The sequence below is a fragment of the Microseira wollei NIES-4236 genome, from assembly GCF_020521235.1.
Taxonomy (GTDB): domain Bacteria; phylum Cyanobacteriota; class Cyanobacteriia; order Cyanobacteriales; family Aerosakkonemataceae; genus Microseira; species Microseira wollei.
Map to the genome: position 1 here is coordinate 20,902 of NZ_BLAY01000032.1, position 20,265 is coordinate 41,166.

Consider the following 20,265-nt stretch of genomic DNA (forward strand, 5'->3'; position numbering starts at 1 on the left):
TGCCTGTCTTTGAGCTTTTTTTCTGGAGAAGTCTATTATCAACCTCCACAGCAAAAGCTGCGCCACTATGCGCTCGCAACGCTGCATGACTGCGTTCTGCTGTTAGCTCAATATCTTGCGGATAAAGGTTGCGACCTCGGATAATAATTAAATCCTTAGCTCGACCTGTAATAAATAGTTCGCCGTTGTCTAAAAAGCCTAAGTCCCCAGTCCGCAAAAATGGCGCTTCACCTGTATCTGAAATATAGGCATGAAAAGTTTGATTTGTTTCTTCAATCCTCTGCCAATAACCCCCACCTATACTCGGACCAGATACCCAAATTTCACCGACTTGATCTGGCAAGCAACCTGTTAAAGTTTGCGGATTAACGATGGCAATTTGCTGTTCTGGAATACTTTGACCGCAACTGACTAAAGAACGAACATTCTGATTTTCAATCAAAGCATCAACAACGCGATCGCTCTCCAGTCCCTCTACCCGCACCGTTTTGATTGCTGGCGCCGCCTCTTTGACGACGCCGGAAACCATTAGCGTTGCTTCCGCCATCCCGTAACAAGGATAGAAAGCTTCCCGGCGAAAACCGCACTCGGCAAAAGTAGTGGAAAATCGCTCTAACGTATCGGATCGCACAGGTTCAGCTCCGTTAAACGCGACGCTCCATGCGCTTAAATCGAGTGTTTTTCGCTGTTCCGGTGTAATTTTTGGCACGCACAAGTCCTAGGCGAAATTAGGTGCGCCACTCGTCGTACCTCCGTAATCGGAAATAGCTTTCAGCCAACGATACGGACTCTGTAAAAAAGAGGCTGGAGACATTAATATGCACGGAAACCCACCATACAGCGGTTGCAAAATACCTCCGATCAATCCCATGTCGTGGTAAACAGGCAACCACGAGACAAATTTGCTACTAGGGGAATGCTCCATGAGTCGGTAAGTCATGGCAGCATTGTGCATGAGGTTGCCATGACTGAGCATGACGCCTTTGGGTGTCCCTGTAGAACCCGATGTATATTGCAGAAACGCTAATGTATCGGTTTTAACTAAAGGTGCTTGCCAATTCTCTTCTATGCCATCAGCGATCGCATCTGTTGTCAAGCACTGCAATTGTGCAAACAAATTGAGCAGGGGAAAACTCAACCACCTGCATCTGTGACGGTGACGATTGACTCCCAGGGAGAGTTAGCAGTCAATCGCGAGTCTATTGGGTTAGAGGCGCTTGAAGGTGCGGTGCAAAAGCTGCGAAAGCCCGACCAAGAGTTACTAATTGTATTGAATGCGGATAAAGCGGTTAACCACGGTCAAGTGGTGCAGGTGATGGATAAGTTGCGTCGGATTGAGGGGGCTAAGTTAGCGATCGCGACTCAGAAGCCTTAGTCGGAAGTTGCCCCCTGCGGGGCAACTTCCGACTAATGCAAGCCTTGTTGCAGAGGGTTTTGGGGTCTTTTGACCAAAACTGTCGGGTAAGGTTCGAGCGTCACCGCTCTCCCCTCCCCTAAGAACCGTGCATGAGACTTTCGCACTCACACGGCTATTGCCTTATTTCAAGCGATTTAACTTGGATTTTGAATGTTCCTGCTTATGGCAAGCTTTGTGTAGATGCTGAAGGTTTTCTATGTCGTCTAGTCCACCTTGAGCCACAGGAACTATGTGATGGGTTTCTAGTTCTTCTCCATGGAATAGAGGTTCGCCACAGATTGGACATTTCCCATTTTGGTTCTCAGCTATTTTATAGTTCCGAGAGTTTTTCTCCCAGTAGCTTTTACCGCATTTTTGATGGCGTTTTTCCCAATATTCTCTAAGAGAAGGGTCATCGGGCGACGCTTCCCCTTTTACCTTTGCATGGCGTTCGATGGGCTTGAAACCTCTCCCGATTACGCTATCGCTAAAATCGGGAGATTCCTAAGAACCTTAATCTAGCTTTTCGCCCGTCCCGGAGGAAGCTATCTGGCTAGATCTTTCTTGCGTAGCTACGAATCGGCAAGGGCAGGGCTATGACTGCACTGACTTTCAGGCGCGCTTACTCGATTTGCCGATGATTGATATTGCTGCCACGCCCGTAGCAAGGTGGTTTCCATCCCCGGATACTCAAGTTGAGCATCCTGCAATGACAGCGTATCGTCATAAACATGACGACAGAAAAACGCACTCATCAAGTCGCGGTGCATAACCGCACCAGACTGGTCATAGTGAACTCTTTCTGACAGAGACTTTTTCAGTCGTTCTCCAGTCAAATGAGTTTGAGATAGTGCCGTTTTTGTCGTCGAAAACTGATAGAACGAACCGCCAGCATTTTCAGCTTTGCGTTTCAATTCTGATTGAAATAATCCAGGGGATTTAGCCTTAATTGCTTTCCCCCATGTCTTTTGCCATCCCTTTACAGAAACCTTTTCAACTTTAATTTGATTTCCATTTCTCAGGATTTCGTTAACTAGCTGTCGGTTTTGAGATTTAGCATACTCGGACTTGCGCCGTTCTAGCTCTCTCTTTTTCGCAGCAAGTTTGTGGGATCGCTTGGAATTATTCCATTGGCGATGCCCTTTTTTATGTTTACCTTTCTTGGTAACACTTTTACGACCCTTGCGACCTAAAAAGTCGGGTTCATAGTTGTCGGGATTGAGCTGCCTTTGCGATCTCTGCATCTTACGTTGAAGCGCAGATATTTCCCGCTCGTAAGTTGGAACTTTGTCTGCAAATGGCAGCAGCCCAGCATTGTTGTTGGCTACATAGGCTACGTTGGAAATATTTAAGTCAACTCCTACCACTCCTGATGCAACAAAATTAGCAGGCTTTTGATAGGGAAGTCCTTTGTTGATTAACTGAGCGTACCAGCGACGATGACCTTTAATTTCTTGACAAAGAATGCGGACATACTTGATCTCGCTAGTCAACCCGTACATAATTACCGGATTGCTTTTGTCAATCGCCGCAGTTAGCGGTAGTTTACCCCAAACTAACTGCTCACCCACCCATCTAATACCCTGCTTGTTAGTTTTCCCTTCCATGCTCCGAAAACGAGACTGCGGCTTAAATCTAACCTTTTTAGCGCGGACAAGCAATACTTTCTCTGAGGCTTGAAAGGCGCGAGTAGCAAGTTTCTGTTGGGTATTGGAGTCAACTTTTTCGGCTATCCATTTAGACTTGTTAGCTACAAGGGTTGCATAAGCCTGCAAGTCGTATTCTGAATATCTGTATTGTTTTCTGGAGAGGGCAAATGCTTCTGTTCTTGCTTTTCCTTTGGGTAGGGTTTTAGCCAATTGGTAGTGGCTGGATTTTTGCACCAATCTCGCTCTCGCTATGGCTTCACCCAGTAAGGCGTTGTACAATTGACGGCCTGCTTGAAAGCGAGATCGCAATTGAGCTTCGTCGGAACTGGTGACAATTAGCGGTATGGTTGTGACAAACGAGGGTGTAGCGCTTTTAGCCATTTCAGCCTAGTTGACATTGATATAAAGACAACGATAACCTGATTGTTTATAGATGTCAATAGATTGAAGCAAGTAACATGACTGTAGATTTGGCTGATAGAAAATATCGCAGATACGCCCACAGTATTGGATGTGCTACGGTTCATCTGTGCTGGATACCCAAGCGCAGGCGAGCGGTATTGGTGGGAGAGGTGAAAACCGATCTTTACAAGATATTAAGCGACGTTGCTGTTGAGCATGGTTGGTTTATTAAGGCTTTAGAAATAGCACCCGACCACGTTCATTTGTTGGTAGAATATGATACCAGTCATTCAATAGCGCAGGTGGTGAAGGCTTTTAAGGGCAAATCTGCTTATGAGTTAAGGGCTAAGTATCCTCACTTAAAGCGAATGCCTTCTATGTGGACTAGGGGCTATTTTCACGATACTACTGGTAAGGTTTCTACTGCGGTTGTTTTGGCCTATATTAACGATCCTCACCACAGTAAAAATTAAAAAACGGCAAATAAATTTGCCGCTCGCGTTTGGGCCCCCGTTTTAAAACTGGGAGCTACCACGCTCCCGTTCTTTTTTGGTGTTTTTGTTGGGATGTCTACGCTTTGCCCAACGCCAAAGGTATTGCCATACTCTTGAGGAGATATAGCTGAAGGTTTCTTTGCTGACTACACCTTTGTAGTAGTTGGCAAAACCTCGAAGAATTGGATTGAGTTTCTTAATAACTACCTCTTGTTCTACCCCTTTCATTTCTCTGATTTCTCTCCCGATACGACTGCAAAAGTCTAAAACTTTCTGCTGCGAGGGTTTGAGCAGCAATTTGCCATTCTGATGGCGGTGATTGAATCCGAGGAAGTCGAAACCCTCTGCCATTGACGTGATGAACTTCTTCTCCGTGCTGAGATTCAGTCTTCTTTCTGATAACCATTGCTGTATCTGGATTTGCGCTTTTTCAAGACTTTGCTTGTCTCTGGCCGTGACAATAAAAAGGTATCGACCCGTAAAGAAGGCAAGCCTGAAGGGTATTGGGATAAGTGGTTAGACCGAGTTACCCAAAAGCGCAACCATCAAATGCGCTTCGGGAATCAACAAGGCCGCGAAATTCATCCTTCAACATTGTTTGAAATACAAGATCAAAAGCCTGGTATTTGGCTGGAATAAAGGCTTTAAGAACGATGTCAATCTTGGCAGGGTTAGCAACCAAAAGTTCGTTCAAATGCCATTAGGGAAGCTAAAAGAACGGTTGAAGCAACTTTGCGATCTGCACGGTATTCAGTTTGTAGAAACTGAAGAGTCCTATACCTCGAAAGCGAGCTATCAAGATGGTGACTCCCTACCCAAATATGGTGAAAAACCAGATGGGTGGAAAGCATCGGGTAAGCGAATTTCGCGCGGGTTGTATCGCTCTGCTGATGGTTCAATTGTCAATGGGGATCTTAATGGATCCGCAAATATTCTACGCAAAGTAGCCAGCTTTTCTTCCCTTAGACTTAGGCTTACTGGGTAGACGGTGCTTGACGACCGTAGCGAGGGTTAGGCTTTGGCAAAAACCTCGGCCTTCCCTGTCTGTAGAACGAGAGCAACTTTAGCCCTGAGAGCGTCAAGAATATGCGATATGCCGACCGCACCCACTCGCGAACGCACCCCCTTACCCTCAAAATCAATTAATCAAATTAAATTATTTGAAGTTTTTTTACAAAAAAGCAGCAAAAATAAACAATGCAAAAATATCATTTTTTTTGGATTGTTTGGCTCAAAATCTGATAAATTTATGGCTCAGGACGGAGGTTGACTGATTTAAGTAGGATGTGCTGGCTTAGGTTTCAGTTGTAAAAAAGTGCCTCATGAGAATAAGGAGGTGTAATTCCAGCCACTTACTTAGGAATTGTCCACTTTAAACGGGTAGCCCAGAGGCTATCTGGAAAACCCAATTGTTTCATTTTGAGCGAGGCACGAAGAATTTGAGTGTCTTAAGTTTGCCTGTGGTTATTCGAGTTATTCAACCCAACCCCATGGATGCTTATAAGTCGTTACCGAAATTGTTGAAACAGGAAGAATTGCTGTGAAACCAAGCCGATACAATATTTTTCTCCCGCTCCGTCAAGGTCGCATACTAGCCTACAACGGGTTTACTGGCGGATTTGCATTGTGGGAAAAGCACGAACAAGAAACCTATCAGCGTCTGGCGAATGGTTTAGCTGCCAATCTTGCCGACCCGGTAGTACGCAGTCTGATCTACGGTGGCTATTTGGTCGCCAACTATGTTGATGAACTGGCGCTGCTGGAGGAGCAATATAACGCCCATCGTTTCAACGAACGGGCGATGATTCTTACGATTGCGCCGACCCTGTCCTGCAACTTTGGCTGCGATTACTGCTTTCAGGGTCTGAACAAACCGACCCAGGTGATGAGTCAGGAAGTGCAGGACGCGATTGTAGCACTGGTGGAGCGCTCAATCCCGAAAATCAATCACCTGCATGTTGCCTGGTACGGCGGCGAACCTTTGCTGCAGTTGAAGATTATCGAAACCCTCTCTGACCGCTTGATTGGACTGTGCGACGCACGGGGCATCAAGTACGATGCCATGATGGTGACCAATGGCTATCGACTCAACGTTGAAGTCGCCAAATCGCTGTACGTGCGGCGATTGAAAACGGTGCAGGTGACGTTGGACGGGAATCGCTCAGACCACGACCAGCGCCGCGTGCTGCTTTCGGGCAAGCCCACATTTGACAGTATCACCCAGAACCTGCGCGAGATTGTCGATAGCGTACCCCTACCCTTCTCGATTCGGGTCAACATCGACCACCGCAACCGCGACCAAATCCACAGTTTAATCGACCATCTCGCCGAAATGGGTTTTGGCAACCGCCAGACTGTCCGCATGTACTTTGCTCCCGTAGAGGCGATGACCGAGGGTTGCCACAACGTCGCCAGTGTCTGCATGACGAAGCGGCAGTATGGCAGCTTAGAAGCCGATTTGTACTGGTATGCCTTTGAGAAGGGGCTGACCTCCCTGCCTTATCCGCCCCGGTTCCACGGGGTTTGTGGGGCGGTGCGACCCAATGCTTTCGTGATTACGCCGACTGGGGATATCCACAAGTGTTGGGACACGGTGACTTTTCCTCAACACGCGGTAGGGAGCATCTTCAACATCGAGGCAGTCGTCCAGAACGAAAAAACCCAGCAGTGGATGGACTGGACGCCCTTTGTTAACGACACCTGCCGCAACTGCAAGATTTTGCCCAACTGTTCGGGTGCCTGTGCTTACAAGTTCATCCACGCCCAAGACACCCGTGGCGAGGCAGCAATATTGCCCTGTCCGAGTTGGAAATACAACATCAAGGAACGACTGGTGTTGCGCGCGGTGAAGATGGGCGCGATTACCGCCGATGATTATGACCGGGAAATGATTAAGACTGAACCATCAGAACTATGTGCTGATGTTTACCTACCCGGTCAAGCATTGCCAGACAAGATGGAAGCCATGTACGCATTGGCAGCCAAGTAGTTTGCCCCAAGGCAAAACTTTTGAGATTCATTACATCATTTACTCAACAGAGGAGTTTTATGCAGTACCTAGTGAAACCGCTTGTTAACCATGCCGGGAATTCTCCGTTATTTTATCAGGACAATGCTAAGCCAAATGTTGATCGAATCTATGTAATCGCGTCTGTCGAAAGTAAGTTAGTCCTTACCCAAAACTCGGATGGAAAAATCACTCAAGAGAAATGGACGGAAAGTGACTACCAACGGTGGAAAATCGTCCCATTAGAGAATAGCCAATACGTCAATGGCAACTACTACCTCAAAGGCACCTGCAAGATCGAATGCGTGGCTAACCAAAAGGTCTTGGAAGTTCCGCATAGCAGTACTGAGGACTCAGCCGAGCTAGGTGCCTGGAATTGGGGCTTGAAGCTGAATAAAAATATCTAGGCATATCTTGGTAAATCTTCCGGAATACCGATATAATTGAATGTATCCTAGATCTGATACGATATGGAGGACATTCAATCAGTGACTATCAGCATCGGTGATGCTGCCAAAGAATTAGGAGTTTCGGTAGACACAATCAGGAGGTGGGCTGACCAAGGAAAAATCAGATATGAACGCGCTCCGAGTGGACATCGACGCTTTTATTTAGCAGATATTAAACGCATCACACCGCGTGACTTGAAACAACTTTCCGGACGCATAACCATTAACTACGCTAGAGTTTCAAGTCATGACCAAAAGAATGATTTAACCAGACAAATTCAAGTTTTAGAAGCTTTCAGTGGTTCTAATGGTTGGCAATTTGAAACCATTCAGGATTTAGGCAGTGGTTTAAATTATAACAAAAAAGGACTTAAGAGACTTCTTAGTCGAATACTAAAAGGTGATGTAGGCAGGTTGGTTCTAACTCATAAAGATAGGTTGCTACGATTTGGCGCAGAGTTAGTGTTTGCTATCTGTGAAGAAATGGAAACTGAAGTGGTAATTATTAATAAATCTGCTGTTCGCGAAGCGTCTCCGACAGGAGAAGAATTAAGCTTTGAGCAAGAATTAGTCCAAGACATGATTGAGCTTGTAACAGTGTTTTCAGCGCGTCTTTATGGCGCAAGGAGTCGTAAGAACAAGAAACTAATTGATGGTATATCGAATGTAATTGACGAGGTGAAATAAATGGCAACTCTCACGTATGTTAAAGGGTTACCGACGACCGCAGAAGAATTGAATAGTTTAGGTTTCACAGAATTTGAGATGTTTCTGGCTGCTTACAGTTCGGTATTCCACAAAGCAGCGTGTGAGACAGCTAATCATCTTCTAACTGGGAACGACTTCAATAAGTCTGCCTGGAACACTCACTTACAAGCGACTTACGGTATCTCTAAACGACACGCCAATGGCGTAATTAGCCACGCTCAAGGTGCGGTAGACGCAGCTAAAGAACATAGAAAACTTCACATTAAAACCTTAGAAGGAAAGCTTAAATCTACCAAAGCTTGGATTAGTAAGTCACAGAAAAAGTTAAAAGATGCTGCTAAGTTTTATGTCAAAAAGAATTGGCAGAAGTCAAAAACAGGTTGTCAGTTACCGCTTTCATGCTCTCTTCAATTTGGTGATACGAATTGGAAAAGCCTTCGGTTCCAAATCCACAATAAAAAGCGTCATGCTTACCAATTAACTAAACAAATTGAGCATTTAAGAACGGCTATAATTCAGGCAGTTATTCCCAATAGCCAAGTATTTGTAGTAGGTTCCAAGGATGAATCTTTTGGTAATCAAGTCTCTCAGTGGGATGGAAATATACTTAAATTTCGTGTCCCAGCCTGTCTGGAATCAAAATTTGGCAAGTACGTACAAACTAAATTAGGTAACTTTGACCGTAACATTAACAGATTGCCTTCATATGGCTCTAAGACTTGGCATTTTTATCGTAAAAATGGTAAGTGGAACGCTGCCGTAAAATTTAATCCAACGCGAGTAAAACGTGTTTCTAGGCATTCCGCCTATGGTTGCATCGGGATTGACATGAATCCTGGTTCAATCGGCTGGGCATATGTTGACTGTGATGGGAATCTTAAAGCTCATGGACAAATCCCGTTGCAAATGGGACTGCCATCAGGCAAACAGGATGCTCAGATTGTTGATGCTTGTTTACAACTGGCAGCATTGGCGGACACATTTGTTTGTCCAATTGTTTGTGAAGAGTTAGATTTTTCAACTAAAAAGGAACAACTCAAAGAACGTGGTAAAAAGTACGCTCGAATGCTTTCTGGTTGGGCATATAGCCGATTCTACGAATTGTTAGAAAGCATTTTGAATAACCGAGGTATTTACCTTATGAAAGTGAATCCTGCTTATACCAGCGTTATCGGTTTAGTGAAGTATGCACGTCAGTATAAACTAGCCAGTGATGAAGCTGCTGCGATGGCTATAGCCCGACGTGGCATGAGATTAACTGAAAATATGCCAGCGACCATCACCGCCTATCTCTCCGTGAAGGATGGAAAGCACGTATGGTCGCTGTGGAACCAACTAAATCACCTAATTAAGAAATCTAGCATTAAGCGTCACAACTTCTATGCTATCTCTAACTGGGAGTCTTTGACCAAGCGATGGACAGAGCAATCTGTTCAAAGCAAGCCTCGGCATTAAAGATGATTTCTTGGAACATATACCGCCCAGTTCCCTCTACATAGATTTTCGGATCATTACCCAGATATGCGTAGATTTTTAGAAGCGGTAAAGCTTATGGACGGACTAACGCTAGGATTAGCGATCGCCGCCGTGGTCGTGCCACTGGTGGGCATCAGCCTTTGGGTGTTCTTCTCCGTGTTTCTCAAGCGGATGCAAACTTCTGGTCAACAGCGCCTGCACGAACGCTTCACCGATAACCAAATCTTGCGATCTGAGACAACCGCCAACTTTTTTGGTCTCCAATCGCGCGGTCGCGGTCAACTCCGTGGCAATGGCGTGCTAGCGCTGACGCGGGAGGAGGTATGGTTCAGTCAGTTCATCACGCGAGAAGAAATCCGCATTCCCCTAGTGGAGATTCAAGGCGTCTCTCTGGTTAATTCTCACCTCGGCAAGCGGGTTATCGGTCGCCCGGTGGTGAAAGTTGAGTTTCAAGCAGCCACAGGGGGAGATGCTGCGGCTTGGCTAGTTGGCGACCCTAACGGCTGGAAGACGGCGATTGAATCTGCAATGCAAGCAAGGACGTAGTACCAAGTAGCAAAAACTTCACCTATCTCGCTTAACTCTGACGAACTCGCGCACGGCCATTCCACCATAACCAGAACAGCAACGATGTATAGCCTAAAGTTAGAGCTAAAAATCAACAACTTTGAAAAGTCATTCCTAGCCGGAAGTGCTGGATTTAGTCGCTTAGTATACAACTTTGGTCTATCATTGCTTACGGCATCCTGGGGATTTGAGGGGATCAAAGCTACCGACTCGAAACGTCTGAGCGAGATCGAGAAAGTCTTTACCAACCACGTCAAAACCAAGCCAGAATACGCTTGGATGAACCAATACCCATCATCCATCTATTCATCGGCATTCAGAAACTTAGCCTCCTCTGTTAACCGATGGCGAAAAGGTGATTCTGGTTTCCCTAAATTCAAGTCAAAAAAGCGAGGCGACAGTTTTACAGTCTTAAAAAAGTCAGGGATATATCCAGCCAAAGGTGAGCCAATGATTCCATTTACGAATCGTCAGCTACTGTACCCAGGCAAGAAAATCACCATCCCTGGCTTAGGAGAGTTCAGATTAAAGCAACCAATCCCATTCTTATGCTCAAGTCAAACATTTACGATTTCGAGGTTGGCGAACAAATGGTTTGTTTCATTCGCTTTAGATGTTGACAGGATTCCACCAATTATACAAAAAGTTCAATCGGTTGGTATCGACTTAGGTGTTAAATGCTTCGCTACCTTGTCAGACGGTAACACAATCGTGGCACCACAGTCCTTGAAAACAGCTCTAACCAAGCTAAGTAAGGATATGTGGCGCAACAGAAACAAACTCAGGGGTAACCGTAACCAAGGGATACAAGCATCGAGAAATGCCTTGAAGTACTACCAACGCTTAGCAAAAAGGCACGCTAGAATTGCCAACATTAGAAGGGACTTTTTGCACAAAACCACAACCGATATCAGTCTTAAGTACTACAACATTCGGATTGAGGATCTGAACGTTCAAGGTATGATAGCTAACCATAAATTAGCTCTTGCTATTTCCAGTCTGGGTTTCTATGAGTTCCGGAGAATGTTGATCTACAAATCCACATTTTTTGGAACTAAGGTAGAACTGGTCGATCGATGGTTTCCCTCTTCTAAAACCTGCTGTTGCTGCGGCAATATTCAAGCGATGCCTTTGTCTGAGCGCGTTTATCGATGCCACCAGTGCGGCATCTCCATCGATCGCGATCTCAACGCGGCGATTAATCTGGAGAACAGCCCAAAAGATAGAGTACGTGCGGCAAGCGCGGAATTTACGCCTGCGGACAAGAAGGAGCCGACTCCCAAGGTAGAAACAGGAAGCAAACGTCGAGTTAAGCGTCATGCTTGATTTGAGCAAGTTTTGTCTTGCACGAGATAATTATCAGGAAAATTATGCCAGAACCCTCCCAACCCAATGCGATCGTCCCCGAAACAACAACCGAGTCGGTTGAGCAATCTGACCGACGGAGCGATCGCATCCTTGCTTTACAACGTGAATTTTATAGCATCGTAGCTCGTTACAATCGCCACTTCGCTGGAAAAACCAGAGCTACGCGAGATCTGAGGCAGTTAGACGAGTTGATTGCTCATCTGCGAAACCTCAAGCAGCGTGGGGAAGCGCTTCAAGAAGGCGCAGAGACGATAGTACAGGAACAGATTTCCGAACTCCAAACGCGCATCGATGCTGAACTGGCACTGTTCGAGGGTGAACGGGATGCGATCGCTGCTACCCGACGCTCAGAAAACCTCGCCTCGCAATCCGCCTATCTAGCCGACCGGATTAACGAGCAATTCGCCATTTACCGGGGGCACTTTGCCGGACAACCTCGCCTGTCGCGCCGACCAGGGTTACTACAGCGAGTTATCGACAACTTGCAGCACATTCACGACGAGCTGTCTGACCCAGCTTTCGATGCCCTAGAGGACGGGGGTGTACGCGCTGCTAACCTCCAGTTGGTCGTAGAGAACCTCCAGTCCCTGGGTCGGGAGCTAGGAATGATCGAGCTGGAGCATCAAGCTTCTTCCGTAGGCGAGCGCATCGCCAGTTTGGGGGCGGCGGCTAACACGATTATCCAGGAATACAAGCATTACTACGCAGGCCAAGAGCGCACCACCCGTGATTTGCCTCGCCTTGGTCTGCTGTGCGACCAGCTAGCCGAGCTGGCGCTACAGATGGGCGAGGTTTCGTCTTTAGTCAACAGCCAAGCCAACGCTAGAAATCTGGAAATCGTGCAGGGTTGTATCTCCCTGTATGAACAGGAGTATCAGCAAATTGCAGCAGCAAAAGAACAAGAGTGATGGCAAATTGCCGATGTAGCCGCTTATCGGTGTCCACCATCTGAGGGTGGCACACACCCGATTAGGGCAGGACTGCTTTAAGAGGTTTGTGGTTCATATTTCCATCCTTCAAAGATTCTTTTATCGTTGATATTGAGCAGTCCTGCATTTGTTGGCAATTCTGATTTTTCTAATACACCCTGGCTGATAAATTTGTGAGAGCCGCCGCTGATACTCTCAATAGCCGCTCTAGTAAACGAATACTCTTTTTTATTATTTTCACCAATCAATATATTTTGGTTATATCTTATATTTAGTTCTAGCTCTTCTCTAAAATCAGCGTAAATGCTTTTGATTATTCTGTCTAATTCATCATCAGGTTCTTCTATGGGCAGATGCAGATCAGATGCCGCTTGTTTACTATAAATAGTGTAGTCATGACTGCCTGACTTGCTAGAAAGAAAAGAGATAATTTTTTCGATTTTGTTCTCGTCGTCTAGGTGAGTTCTTAAAAGTTTTTCAGCAAGGACTTGTATTTGTAATCTTGTCCGATAAATCTGACCTAGTGCCAGGGGATGAACCGAGTCTGATAGCTTTAAGAGTATGGATGTTAGGAGTTGCTCATCTTTTATATTTAGTTTTGCTGTTGCCAATTCGAGATAACCGGCAACAGCTTCCACACTGATTGGGAATCTAGCTCTCTCTGGAGTTCCAGAAGTCTGAGGATTAAGAGGAATATTAACACTTGGATCTATTGGTCCAAGTGTTGCATTCTTGGTCATAATAATTCTATTGGCTCCCAGGGTAATTAGGGTAGCGGTACTTCTGGCTTTTGAGGGAACTATTACTTCAAATTCATCACAATATTGTCTAATTAAGTTAACAATACTCCATCCGGCTAAAATATCCCCTCCAGTACTATATAAATACAGACTGATTTTTTTAGGTGAAGCGAACGTCTCTAAATGATCTGAGAAATAATCTAGAACCTCGTGCTGAATTTGTATTTCCATACCAGGTCTGTCTCCAGTTATATAAACTAGGAGTTTTGACCTTCGTAACTCCTCTAGTTCTTTGTAACAAGCTACCCTATCTGAGTACATAACTATTCTTGCTCCTCGGATAAAATTTCAGAGACGAGGTGATAATATGAGTCTGGTCGGCGGATAATTTATCGAGTTGTTGCAATACCTATTCCCAGAGCGAAAAGACAGTTCAGGACAATTCGGCTTTAGGGTTCAGAAGCACATCTATGAATATGTCGGCAGTCAAACTGGAAGCTATGATTACAACACCTTTGACACTCTCCGAGCCTATTGGTACGGGGATTCTTAAGACATTGCGGTCTTAATATGCTGAGAACTCAGGAAACCTTAGGGCAATCTTTTTGCTCAAAGGCAGTCTGGTATTTTAGTCTCACAACGGGAGCCTCGGTCGTTAACTTTCCCCCAGTCGGTCGGTAGGTTTTAACTTCTTGTACTGACGAAATCTATTTTAGCATAGTTGCCTCCCACTTTCACGGGACTTAAAAGTCACGTTTGCACTACATCACCCCTCTTAGAGGGGGTTTTGTGCATGTCGTCATGTTTTATAAACAGTTTAGCAATGTACCGTTCCGACTCCAAAGCTTGATCGATTGGTCTGCACACCCAATTGTCCGGTACGAACTGCTTCTCGGATGCGACTAATGGAAAATCTGCGTCTGTAGTGTAAGGAAACAGTAGCAAGACTTGCTGCACCACAGTCTTCTTCACTATGTTGGACAATTGGGTATTTCATTTCTGAGCGGCAACTAGATCAGGACTAATAACATTGCCTAACTCAGATCTTGCACCATTCTCAACAAGCCCAGGACTTACGCAATCCGAGAAAAGAAACAAAGGTGAAGAGTCGATCTCTCCTTGACAAACCAACGATTTTTCGGCTCGCCCTTAGTTTCTTTGCGTAATTCCTGAAGCCTTGAAAACCCTGGTTTATTGAGTAAAAATCTAGGCTTTAAAGTTTAGCTATTTGCCAGGAACTAAGGTGTTAGCCCTGGTGCCAGATGCGATCTAAGGGAGTTGCGAAGAAATGAAGTTAGTTAACGCATCCAAACCTTGTTTTTTACCAAAACCAGCATCTGCTAGTTCTTTGTTCAAATTTCCCAGTCCCTGACGAGGTTCTCCAGCACAGCTGGATGCGTGTTCTCCTTGATTAAATCCGTTAGCAATGGCTCCGGAAGTTAGTTTTCCCCAATTGTCTGCGCCACCAGAAATTTTTGAGCGAGCGCGCTCGCTCAAATCGGTAAAAAATTCCAAACAAATAGGTCAAAAATTACATTGTGTTTCTCCTGAATTGATGATTGATTATTTGGCAATAACCAGAGCTAATTATATTGATTTTTTTAGCATACCCAAGCCTAGGTTTGTGAAAATTAATAAATTAGCTTTGGTTTTATAATAATAATACGTGCATACTTAATTGGTTGTCCAATACTTTATAATTCTAACATCTATAACTTTTAGGCATACTCAATACAACTCATGGAATTACGGCATCTGAGATATTTTGTGACCGTTGCAGACGAACTCAACTTTAGCCGTGCTGCCGGAAGGCTGCATATTTCCCAGCCTGCGTTAAGCCGTCAAATCAAAAACCTGGAAGACGAACTGATGGATTGACACTCACAGAAGCGGGGAAATTTTTTCTCGAACAAGCAAAAGATATTTTGATATCATGTCCGGTTGTATAGGTTGTGTAACTGCTAATAGCTAATCGCTAATGGTTGCTCTGGAGGCAATTGACAATTAGCAATTAGCAAGCGAGCAATTAGCCATCCATACAATACCGATACCTAAGGACATGATATGAATCGCAGTCATGTCGCTGTGCAAACTATCAAGACTCATTACGCCAATACAAATGAGCCTTTGGTAATTGGCTATATCCCAACTATCCTCCAGAGTTTTCTTGGTCAAACCCTAAAACGCTTTGGAATTGCCTATCCTGAAGTTGCCGTGCGTTTGCAGGAAATGCCGCCTAGCGAACAAGTTAGAGCATTGCGAGATGGCGCGATCGATATTGCCTTTATGGGCAATCCACCCGATGAGTTAGACGAAGAGTTTACAGTCAAATGTATTAAGAAAGTGCCGATTGCTGCTGTGTTACCAGATACACATCCATTGGCAGATAAATCCTCAATTAATCTAGCTGAACTGGCATCAGAAAAATTTATCGGCATGTGTGAAGAAACGTTTCCAGGGCGGAACGATCGCATCCGCGACACTTGCCGCTGCGCTGGCTTCATGCCAAATCTGCACCTCTTTGCCGATAGTCATGCCTCAATGATTGCTCTGGTTGCCGCAGGACAAGGGGTAGCAGTCATGCCGAACGAGGCAGAAGCACTGCCTCATCCCCAAGTTGTGTTTATGCCGCTCCACCATCCCATATACTACGCCCGATCGACTGCCGTGTGGAGAAAAGAAACACCTAGTAAATCTTTAGATAAATATCTCAAAATTTTGTTTGAGCAGATTCAAGATTAAAGGGGAATTTAGCGAGATATAGAAACCTGGGACGGCTAAATGAGTAGTGGGAAAACAGACCTTAGACCTGGCTTTTAAAACTCGAAAAAATCGATGGTTGAACGCCAATATTCTTAACAACTAAGACGTACAGCCAAATGTTCCACACCATGATTGTGAAGCTGGTCGTCATTGCAGCTTTGACCGAACCTAAAATTGGGATAGCGATCGCATTACCCACTACATTGATTAAAGCACTGCAACCGAAAACCTTAACAGATTTGTTTTGATGACCTGTCATCACCAGCAACAAACCAACAGAACCACTTAACCCATTCACCAGTTGCCCCAAAACCAAAATCTTCAGCTGCCAAGTCGCTGCCACAGCGCTATCACCAAAGTTTCTGGCAAATAGCTAAACCTGAAAGTCTAGAGCTTTGGTTAAGAAACCCGGTTTCTCAGGTCTGATTGAGAATGGTGCAAGATGTGAGAAAATTCACCGGGCATATTGCAATTTTAAGATTCAATGCTTTTCAGAAAATTCCTAACATTTACATCCCCGAAGCCATCATAGTTTTGGCGATTAATAAACTCAAAGAACAATGGTTTGCAGCACTGTTCTTGGAGCGTAAAAACTTGTTGTAAACAACTCTTGTTGCTGCAATCAATAAGAATACCATTCGTTTTTAAGCGTTCGATATCCTCTGTACAATCTGGATATTTTTCCTTAATCCCTAAATAATATTCATCAAAAACTGGTAAAAATTTTTGCCCTTGCGATCGCATAAACTCAATTGCATTACATAGGTTGGCCGCGTGATAAGCAACGTGCTGTATTCCTTCATCTTGTTGAGCAAGGTATCTATCAACATAATTATTACCAACATGGGATTCAACAATGTTGATCGCCATTTTCCCGCATGGTGACGCAACACCTTTTGCAATTATCGCGGTATCACCTGCCTCTATATCAAAATATTTAATCTCTTTAAAATTAAATATTTCTTTGTAAAAATTCACCCAATGATCTATTCTTCCAGGCTTTACATTATGATCGATATGGTCAATATATTCCAATCTTGTTATGCTCTCAACGTTGTTTTTTATCTTTAACTTTTCCTCACCTATGCTATCTACAAAATAGATTAAACAAGAACCTATTCCATAAATAGCAGGCAAATCCTTTTTTGTTGAATCTGCTACTTCAGCACCTCTTTTTACCGCTTCTTCAAGAGCTATGGCTGCATCTTTCACACGCCACCCAATAGCAGAAATGTACCCCCCCTCACATAAATTCTTATACTTGTGCGGGTTCTCATCAACAAACAAATTAATATTACCCTGACTATACAAAGAGCATTCATCTGTTCCTTGATAAATAAATCCTAACCGCTCAAAAAAACTTTTAATCTCTGGAACTAGGTTTGATGAAAATTCCAGAAAACTAAAACCATCAAGTCCTAATGGATTCTCAAAAGCTTCCCAAACTCGTTGCATAAATCACCTTACTTATTAACTAACTGATGACTTATTTTTCGCCAATTGATTTGGATAACTATTTATAACACACATAAATTTATAACACAATATATGAAAGTTGGTATTACTTTGTTGCGAAAGTACGGGAATTTTGACTTTTATTCACAAAAAAAATGTGACAATATATATTATTGGTATTTTTACGGCTATTTATTTTAAGATTTTTTTTATGCATAAATTCGAGATTTTGTCAATATATATTATTTGGGTCTTTCAGGATAATGGGAAAAAGTAGCATAAGTTACAGAAAAGTGCTTGGAAGTAATTAAACTGAGATGTTGCACCAGAGTCATCACCTTTGTTTCTGGCAACTATCCTTCCCTGAAAGCCTAGATGCGTGGGTTGAGAAACCCGGTTTCTTCAGCCTTATTGAGTCATGTGCAAGATTTGAGTAAACAAGACTTACCCACGACGAGGCTCCAAACCCGGTTTCTTCGTAGATCGCTCGTCGCCAAGAACGATTTTTCATATCACCAAAGTTTCTTTGCGTAAGTCCTGTACACTGAAGACGATGTGGAAGCAGATTTGGCTTGATATATAGCTTGCTTATTTGATTGGATAAACGGCTACCAACTTAATGCGGGACATAGCAGCGCTGAGAGATTCGTTTTATTAACCTTTTCACCGAGCGCTTGTGACAGCAACTCCCATAGTCTAGGCGCAATTGTGAACTTAATATAGCTTTCCGAGTAATTATTTTCTTCAGCAATTTGCGCGTAATTTTTTTTTTACAAGTAGAGATTCTCGCAGGATTACCTTTTGAATATAGCTAAGCGAAAACCCTTTTTTTGTAGCCACTATCTGGATGGCAAATTCAACAAGATATTCAATGTTTTTCATGCCAATACCAACTTGCTAGGCTGGGATATTCAAGGCTCCATTGACTCTGATCCACTGCTTCTGTTGGCAAGTTAACCCTTGAGCGTCTGTAAAGCAGGCTCCTTTGACGCGAGAACCAGAGAAATCAGAACCCATTAGCTGAGTATCTTTAAAATTGGTATGTCTGAGATCGGTTTCAACCATATTGGTATCATGTAAGACTGCTCGCTCTAGATCGGCTTGAAATAGAGAGGCTCGTTTTAGAGTTGCACCGCTTAAGTCAGCGCCGACTAAGTTAGCTAACTCTAGAGCAACTCGGCTTAAATTTGCTTCTGTTAAATCAGCATATCTCAAATCAGCCTTAACCAAATCGGCCTCCGTCAAATCAGCTCTCTTGAGAATTGTCTCATGAAGTTGGCTCTCTTCCAAATCAACTCGCTGCAACGAAGCTTGGCTTAAGATAGCATTTTGATGAACTTCCACCAGAAATCGAGGTCTTAGGATCTCAGGCGTGAATCTTTATGAACGTAAAGCCTTCAGCGATAATCCTGAAGGCTTATTTTTTTTATTTAAATATTTTCAGCTCTTTTGCCTATCGGAAGATAGATGAAGCTTACTTCCTAAAGGCAGATTTTTTCTCAAAAATTTTTAACTAATTTGGATAGGGTTTGGCTACCACATGATAGCCGAGCGCTAATTCATTTTAATCAGAGATATAGCTCATATGAAATCCTTGCGATTCCGTTTTTTATCTGGTCATGATTATTTAGATATAAATGCTTGGTCAGGTACTATTTATTATATGTACAAAGCAACAGAAAGAAATCTACAAGTTGTGGGTCTGGGAAAACCACCAAAAAAGTATTCGCTTGGGCAGAAAATATTAAATAAGTTGTGTCAGAAAAAAGAGTCAGTAAAAATAGGATATCCTCGTTACATTGCCGAGTGCAAAGAATTGGCATCTATCTTGCAAAAGCAGCTTCTAGAAACTCGATGCGATGTAATTTTTGCGCCCGTGGCTAAAAGAGAAGTAGCTTTGGTTAAAACAAATATTCCCATAGTTTATTGTTCAGACGTTACCTGTTCTTTATATCTGAAAGATTATAAAATTGAGTTAGAACCAGAACAAATAGAATGGGAAGAAAGAGAAGAAGCGCTCGCCATATCAAAAGCGAGTAAGTTAGTATATCTCTCCCGATGGGCTGCGAATTCAGCTACGAGTGACTATCAGGCTGAACTAGATAAGATAAAAATAATTCCTTTTGGGGCAAATATAGACGAGTGTCAGTTGGCAAACGAAGTATTATCAAAAAAGCAAAATCAAGTTTGCCGCTTGTTATTCGTGGGCAAAGATTGGGAGAGAAAAGGAGGTAATTTAGCAGTTGAAACACTAATAACGCAAGTTGCTAGTTATAAAATTGGGCGTTGCAAGCTGGCAAGCTTGCCAGCTTGCTAATATAGGATTTTTACCAATCGAGCCATTAGCCATTAGCCATTAGCTTCTATTATTTATGAGATAACTAGCAACTTGAGTTAATATGTTTGCATAAAATGGGAATTGATGCCGAATTAGTGATGGTAGGAAGTAAGTTACCAGATGAAGTGAGATCGGACAAGCTGACAGTCATTCCTTATTTGAACAAAAACAATCCTCAACAGCGACAGCAACTGAACGAACTGTTTTTCAGGGCAAATTTTTTGATTTTTCCGACTCGGGCAGAATGTTATGGGATTGTATTGTGTGAAGCCAACGCATTTGGTAGGCCCGCGCTCGCAACAGATGTGGGAGGAATTAGTACAATTATTGAAAACGGAAAAAACGGCTATAGGCTGCCACTCTCTGCCACAGGGAATGATTACGCTAATCTAATAACTCAAGTTGCTAGTTATCTCTCGATGAGCGGCTAATGGCTAATGGCTAATGGCGAGATTGGTAAAAATCCAAGATTAGCAATTAGCAAGCTTGCCAGCTTGCAACGCCAAAGTTTATAACTAGCAACT

22 protein-coding genes and 3 pseudogenes are annotated in these 20,265 nt (G+C 43.7%); 14 read left to right on the forward strand and 11 right to left on the reverse strand.

All coding sequences use genetic code 11. The annotated features are described in order from the left end of the window. Positions 1-40 precede the first annotated feature (40 nt). Positions 41-1,105 (reverse strand): annotated as a pseudogene (locus tag MiSe_RS12420) (fatty acyl-AMP ligase); the annotation flags it as partial. Between MiSe_RS12420 and MiSe_RS12425 the strand changes: the two are divergent. Continuing rightward, positions 1,106-1,375: an ExbD/TolR family protein gene (locus tag MiSe_RS12425; RefSeq protein WP_226579510.1), complete on the forward strand. Its 270-nt coding sequence runs from the start codon at positions 1,106-1,108 to the stop codon at positions 1,373-1,375. A gap of 162 nt (positions 1,376-1,537) precedes the next feature. Here MiSe_RS12425 and MiSe_RS52000 read toward each other — a convergent pair whose 3' ends face one another. Further along, a complete protein-coding gene (locus MiSe_RS52000) occupies positions 1,538-1,873 on the reverse strand; it encodes an HNH endonuclease (protein WP_307731366.1) in 336 nt (111 codons plus the stop codon). 95 nt (positions 1,874-1,968) lie between these two features. Further along, positions 1,969-3,426 (reverse strand): RNA-guided endonuclease TnpB family protein, encoded by a 1,458-nt coding sequence (locus tag MiSe_RS12435; RefSeq protein WP_226579513.1) that lies wholly within the window; start codon positions 3,424-3,426, stop codon positions 1,969-1,971. A 77-nt stretch (positions 3,427-3,503) separates the two neighbouring features. On the opposite strand from MiSe_RS12435, the gene tnpA reads away from it, so the two are divergent. Then, the gene (tnpA, locus tag MiSe_RS12440; RefSeq protein WP_226579516.1) at positions 3,504-3,920 is read left to right on the forward strand and encodes an IS200/IS605 family transposase; all 417 of its coding nucleotides are present in this window, start codon (positions 3,504-3,506) and stop codon (positions 3,918-3,920) included. Between the two features lie 42 nt (positions 3,921-3,962). Here tnpA and MiSe_RS12445 read toward each other — a convergent pair whose 3' ends face one another. After that, a complete protein-coding gene (locus MiSe_RS12445; RefSeq protein WP_226579518.1) occupies positions 3,963-4,292 on the reverse strand; it encodes a group II intron maturase-specific domain-containing protein in 330 nt (109 codons plus the stop codon). A 108-nt stretch (positions 4,293-4,400) separates the two neighbouring features. Between MiSe_RS12445 and MiSe_RS53780 the strand changes: the two are divergent. From MiSe_RS53780 to MiSe_RS12490, 8 genes and pseudogenes are all read left to right on the forward strand, one after another. Further along, a pseudogene (locus MiSe_RS53780) lies at positions 4,401-5,008 on the forward strand (IS200/IS605 family accessory protein TnpB-related protein); the annotation flags it as partial. Positions 5,009-5,481: 473 nt separating this feature from the next. Beyond that, entirely contained in the window at positions 5,482-6,930 is a 1,449-nt protein-coding gene (locus MiSe_RS12460; protein WP_226579522.1) for a TIGR04463 family radical SAM/SPASM RiPP maturase, read from the forward strand. Positions 6,931-6,989: 59 nt separating this feature from the next. Further along, the gene (locus tag MiSe_RS12465) at positions 6,990-7,355 is read left to right on the forward strand and encodes an RICIN domain-containing protein (RefSeq protein ID WP_226579524.1); all 366 of its coding nucleotides are present in this window, start codon (positions 6,990-6,992) and stop codon (positions 7,353-7,355) included. A 63-nt stretch (positions 7,356-7,418) separates the two neighbouring features. Next, complete coding sequence (locus MiSe_RS12470) at positions 7,419-8,084, forward strand: IS607 family transposase (RefSeq protein ID WP_226579526.1); 666 nt, start codon at positions 7,419-7,421, stop codon at positions 8,082-8,084. Beyond that, positions 8,085-9,560 carry a hypothetical protein gene (locus tag MiSe_RS12475; RefSeq protein ID WP_226579528.1) on the forward strand — a complete coding sequence of 492 codons (1,476 nt, stop codon included), beginning with the start codon at positions 8,085-8,087 and terminating at the stop codon, positions 9,558-9,560. 96 nt (positions 9,561-9,656) lie between these two features. Next, on the forward strand, positions 9,657-10,127 hold the full coding sequence (locus MiSe_RS12480; protein WP_226579530.1) for a hypothetical protein: 471 nt from the start codon (positions 9,657-9,659) through the stop codon (positions 10,125-10,127). 84 nt (positions 10,128-10,211) lie between these two features. Next, positions 10,212-11,474 carry an RNA-guided endonuclease InsQ/TnpB family protein gene (locus MiSe_RS12485; protein ID WP_226579532.1) on the forward strand — a complete coding sequence of 421 codons (1,263 nt, stop codon included), beginning with the start codon at positions 10,212-10,214 and terminating at the stop codon, positions 11,472-11,474. 44 nt (positions 11,475-11,518) lie between these two features. After that, positions 11,519-12,424 (forward strand): hypothetical protein, encoded by a 906-nt coding sequence (locus MiSe_RS12490; protein ID WP_226579534.1) that lies wholly within the window; start codon positions 11,519-11,521, stop codon positions 12,422-12,424. A 77-nt stretch (positions 12,425-12,501) separates the two neighbouring features. Here MiSe_RS12490 and MiSe_RS12495 read toward each other — a convergent pair whose 3' ends face one another. From MiSe_RS12495 to MiSe_RS12505, 3 genes are all read right to left on the reverse strand, one after another. Then, on the reverse strand, positions 12,502-13,416 hold the full coding sequence (locus MiSe_RS12495) for an SDH family Clp fold serine proteinase (RefSeq protein ID WP_226579538.1): 915 nt from the start codon (positions 13,414-13,416) through the stop codon (positions 12,502-12,504). 586 nt (positions 13,417-14,002) lie between these two features. After that, complete coding sequence (locus MiSe_RS12500) at positions 14,003-14,182, reverse strand: cysteine peptidase family C39 domain-containing protein (protein WP_226579540.1); 180 nt, start codon at positions 14,180-14,182, stop codon at positions 14,003-14,005. A gap of 272 nt (positions 14,183-14,454) precedes the next feature. Continuing rightward, the gene (locus MiSe_RS12505) at positions 14,455-14,682 is read right to left on the reverse strand and encodes a hypothetical protein (protein ID WP_226579543.1); all 228 of its coding nucleotides are present in this window, start codon (positions 14,680-14,682) and stop codon (positions 14,455-14,457) included. Positions 14,683-14,925: 243 nt separating this feature from the next. Between MiSe_RS12505 and MiSe_RS12510 the strand changes: the two are divergent. Beyond that, positions 14,926-15,113, forward strand: a pseudogene (locus MiSe_RS12510) (LysR family transcriptional regulator); the annotation flags it as partial. Between the two features lie 136 nt (positions 15,114-15,249). Then, entirely contained in the window at positions 15,250-15,927 is a 678-nt protein-coding gene (locus MiSe_RS12515) for a LysR family substrate-binding domain-containing protein (RefSeq protein WP_226579546.1), read from the forward strand. Between the two features lie 61 nt (positions 15,928-15,988). Here the strand turns inward: MiSe_RS12515 and MiSe_RS12520 are convergent, their stop codons facing one another. The 4 genes from MiSe_RS12520 to MiSe_RS12530 form a co-directional block, all read right to left on the reverse strand. Next, positions 15,989-16,291, reverse strand: a complete 303-nt coding sequence (locus MiSe_RS12520) for a polysaccharide biosynthesis C-terminal domain-containing protein (RefSeq protein WP_226579549.1) — start codon at positions 16,289-16,291, stop codon at positions 15,989-15,991. Positions 16,292-16,422: 131 nt separating this feature from the next. Then, positions 16,423-17,403, reverse strand: a complete 981-nt coding sequence (locus MiSe_RS12525; RefSeq protein ID WP_226579552.1) for a 4-hydroxyphenylpyruvate dioxygenase family protein — start codon at positions 17,401-17,403, stop codon at positions 16,423-16,425. Positions 17,404-18,011: 608 nt separating this feature from the next. Then, entirely contained in the window at positions 18,012-18,155 is a 144-nt protein-coding gene (locus MiSe_RS54450; protein ID WP_507770131.1) for a helix-turn-helix domain-containing protein, read from the reverse strand. 145 nt (positions 18,156-18,300) lie between these two features. After that, positions 18,301-18,747 carry a pentapeptide repeat-containing protein gene (locus MiSe_RS12530; protein WP_226579555.1) on the reverse strand — a complete coding sequence of 149 codons (447 nt, stop codon included), beginning with the start codon at positions 18,745-18,747 and terminating at the stop codon, positions 18,301-18,303. A 241-nt stretch (positions 18,748-18,988) separates the two neighbouring features. On the opposite strand from MiSe_RS12530, the gene MiSe_RS12535 reads away from it, so the two are divergent. Beyond that, positions 18,989-19,720, forward strand: a complete 732-nt coding sequence (locus MiSe_RS12535) for a glycosyltransferase family protein (protein WP_226579558.1) — start codon at positions 18,989-18,991, stop codon at positions 19,718-19,720. A 95-nt stretch (positions 19,721-19,815) separates the two neighbouring features. Next, positions 19,816-20,172 (forward strand): glycosyltransferase, encoded by a 357-nt coding sequence (locus MiSe_RS12540; RefSeq protein ID WP_226579561.1) that lies wholly within the window; start codon positions 19,816-19,818, stop codon positions 20,170-20,172. Positions 20,173-20,265 lie beyond the last annotated feature (93 nt).

Excerpts from the sequence above, each read along its gene's own strand:
- MiSe_RS12485 (WP_226579532.1), top strand. The coding sequence starts at position 10,212 with ATGTATAGCCTAAAGTTAGAGCTAAAAATCAACAACTTTGAAAAGTCA.
- MiSe_RS12475 (WP_226579528.1), top strand. The coding sequence starts at position 8,085 with ATGGCAACTCTCACGTATGTTAAAGGGTTACCGACGACCGCAGAAGAA.
- MiSe_RS12515 (WP_226579546.1), top strand. The coding sequence starts at position 15,250 with ATGAATCGCAGTCATGTCGCTGTGCAAACTATCAAGACTCATTACGCC.
- MiSe_RS12465 (WP_226579524.1), top strand. The coding sequence starts at position 6,990 with ATGCAGTACCTAGTGAAACCGCTTGTTAACCATGCCGGGAATTCTCCG.
- MiSe_RS12535 (WP_226579558.1), top strand. The coding sequence starts at position 18,989 with ATGAAATCCTTGCGATTCCGTTTTTTATCTGGTCATGATTATTTAGAT.
- MiSe_RS12540 (WP_226579561.1), top strand. The coding sequence starts at position 19,816 with ATGGGAATTGATGCCGAATTAGTGATGGTAGGAAGTAAGTTACCAGAT.
- MiSe_RS12445 (WP_226579518.1), bottom strand. The coding sequence starts at position 4,292 with ATGGCAGAGGGTTTCGACTTCCTCGGATTCAATCACCGCCATCAGAAT.
- MiSe_RS12435 (WP_226579513.1), bottom strand. The coding sequence starts at position 3,426 with ATGGCTAAAAGCGCTACACCCTCGTTTGTCACAACCATACCGCTAATT.
- MiSe_RS12470 (WP_226579526.1), top strand. The coding sequence starts at position 7,419 with ATGGAGGACATTCAATCAGTGACTATCAGCATCGGTGATGCTGCCAAA.
- MiSe_RS12495 (WP_226579538.1), bottom strand. The coding sequence starts at position 13,416 with ATGGAAATACAAATTCAGCACGAGGTTCTAGATTATTTCTCAGATCAT.
- MiSe_RS12525 (WP_226579552.1), bottom strand. The coding sequence starts at position 17,403 with ATGCAACGAGTTTGGGAAGCTTTTGAGAATCCATTAGGACTTGATGGT.
- MiSe_RS12490 (WP_226579534.1), top strand. The coding sequence starts at position 11,519 with ATGCCAGAACCCTCCCAACCCAATGCGATCGTCCCCGAAACAACAACC.
- MiSe_RS12500 (WP_226579540.1), bottom strand. The coding sequence starts at position 14,182 with ATGAAATACCCAATTGTCCAACATAGTGAAGAAGACTGTGGTGCAGCA.
- MiSe_RS12480 (WP_226579530.1), top strand. The coding sequence starts at position 9,657 with ATGGACGGACTAACGCTAGGATTAGCGATCGCCGCCGTGGTCGTGCCA.
- tnpA (WP_226579516.1), top strand. The coding sequence starts at position 3,504 with ATGACTGTAGATTTGGCTGATAGAAAATATCGCAGATACGCCCACAGT.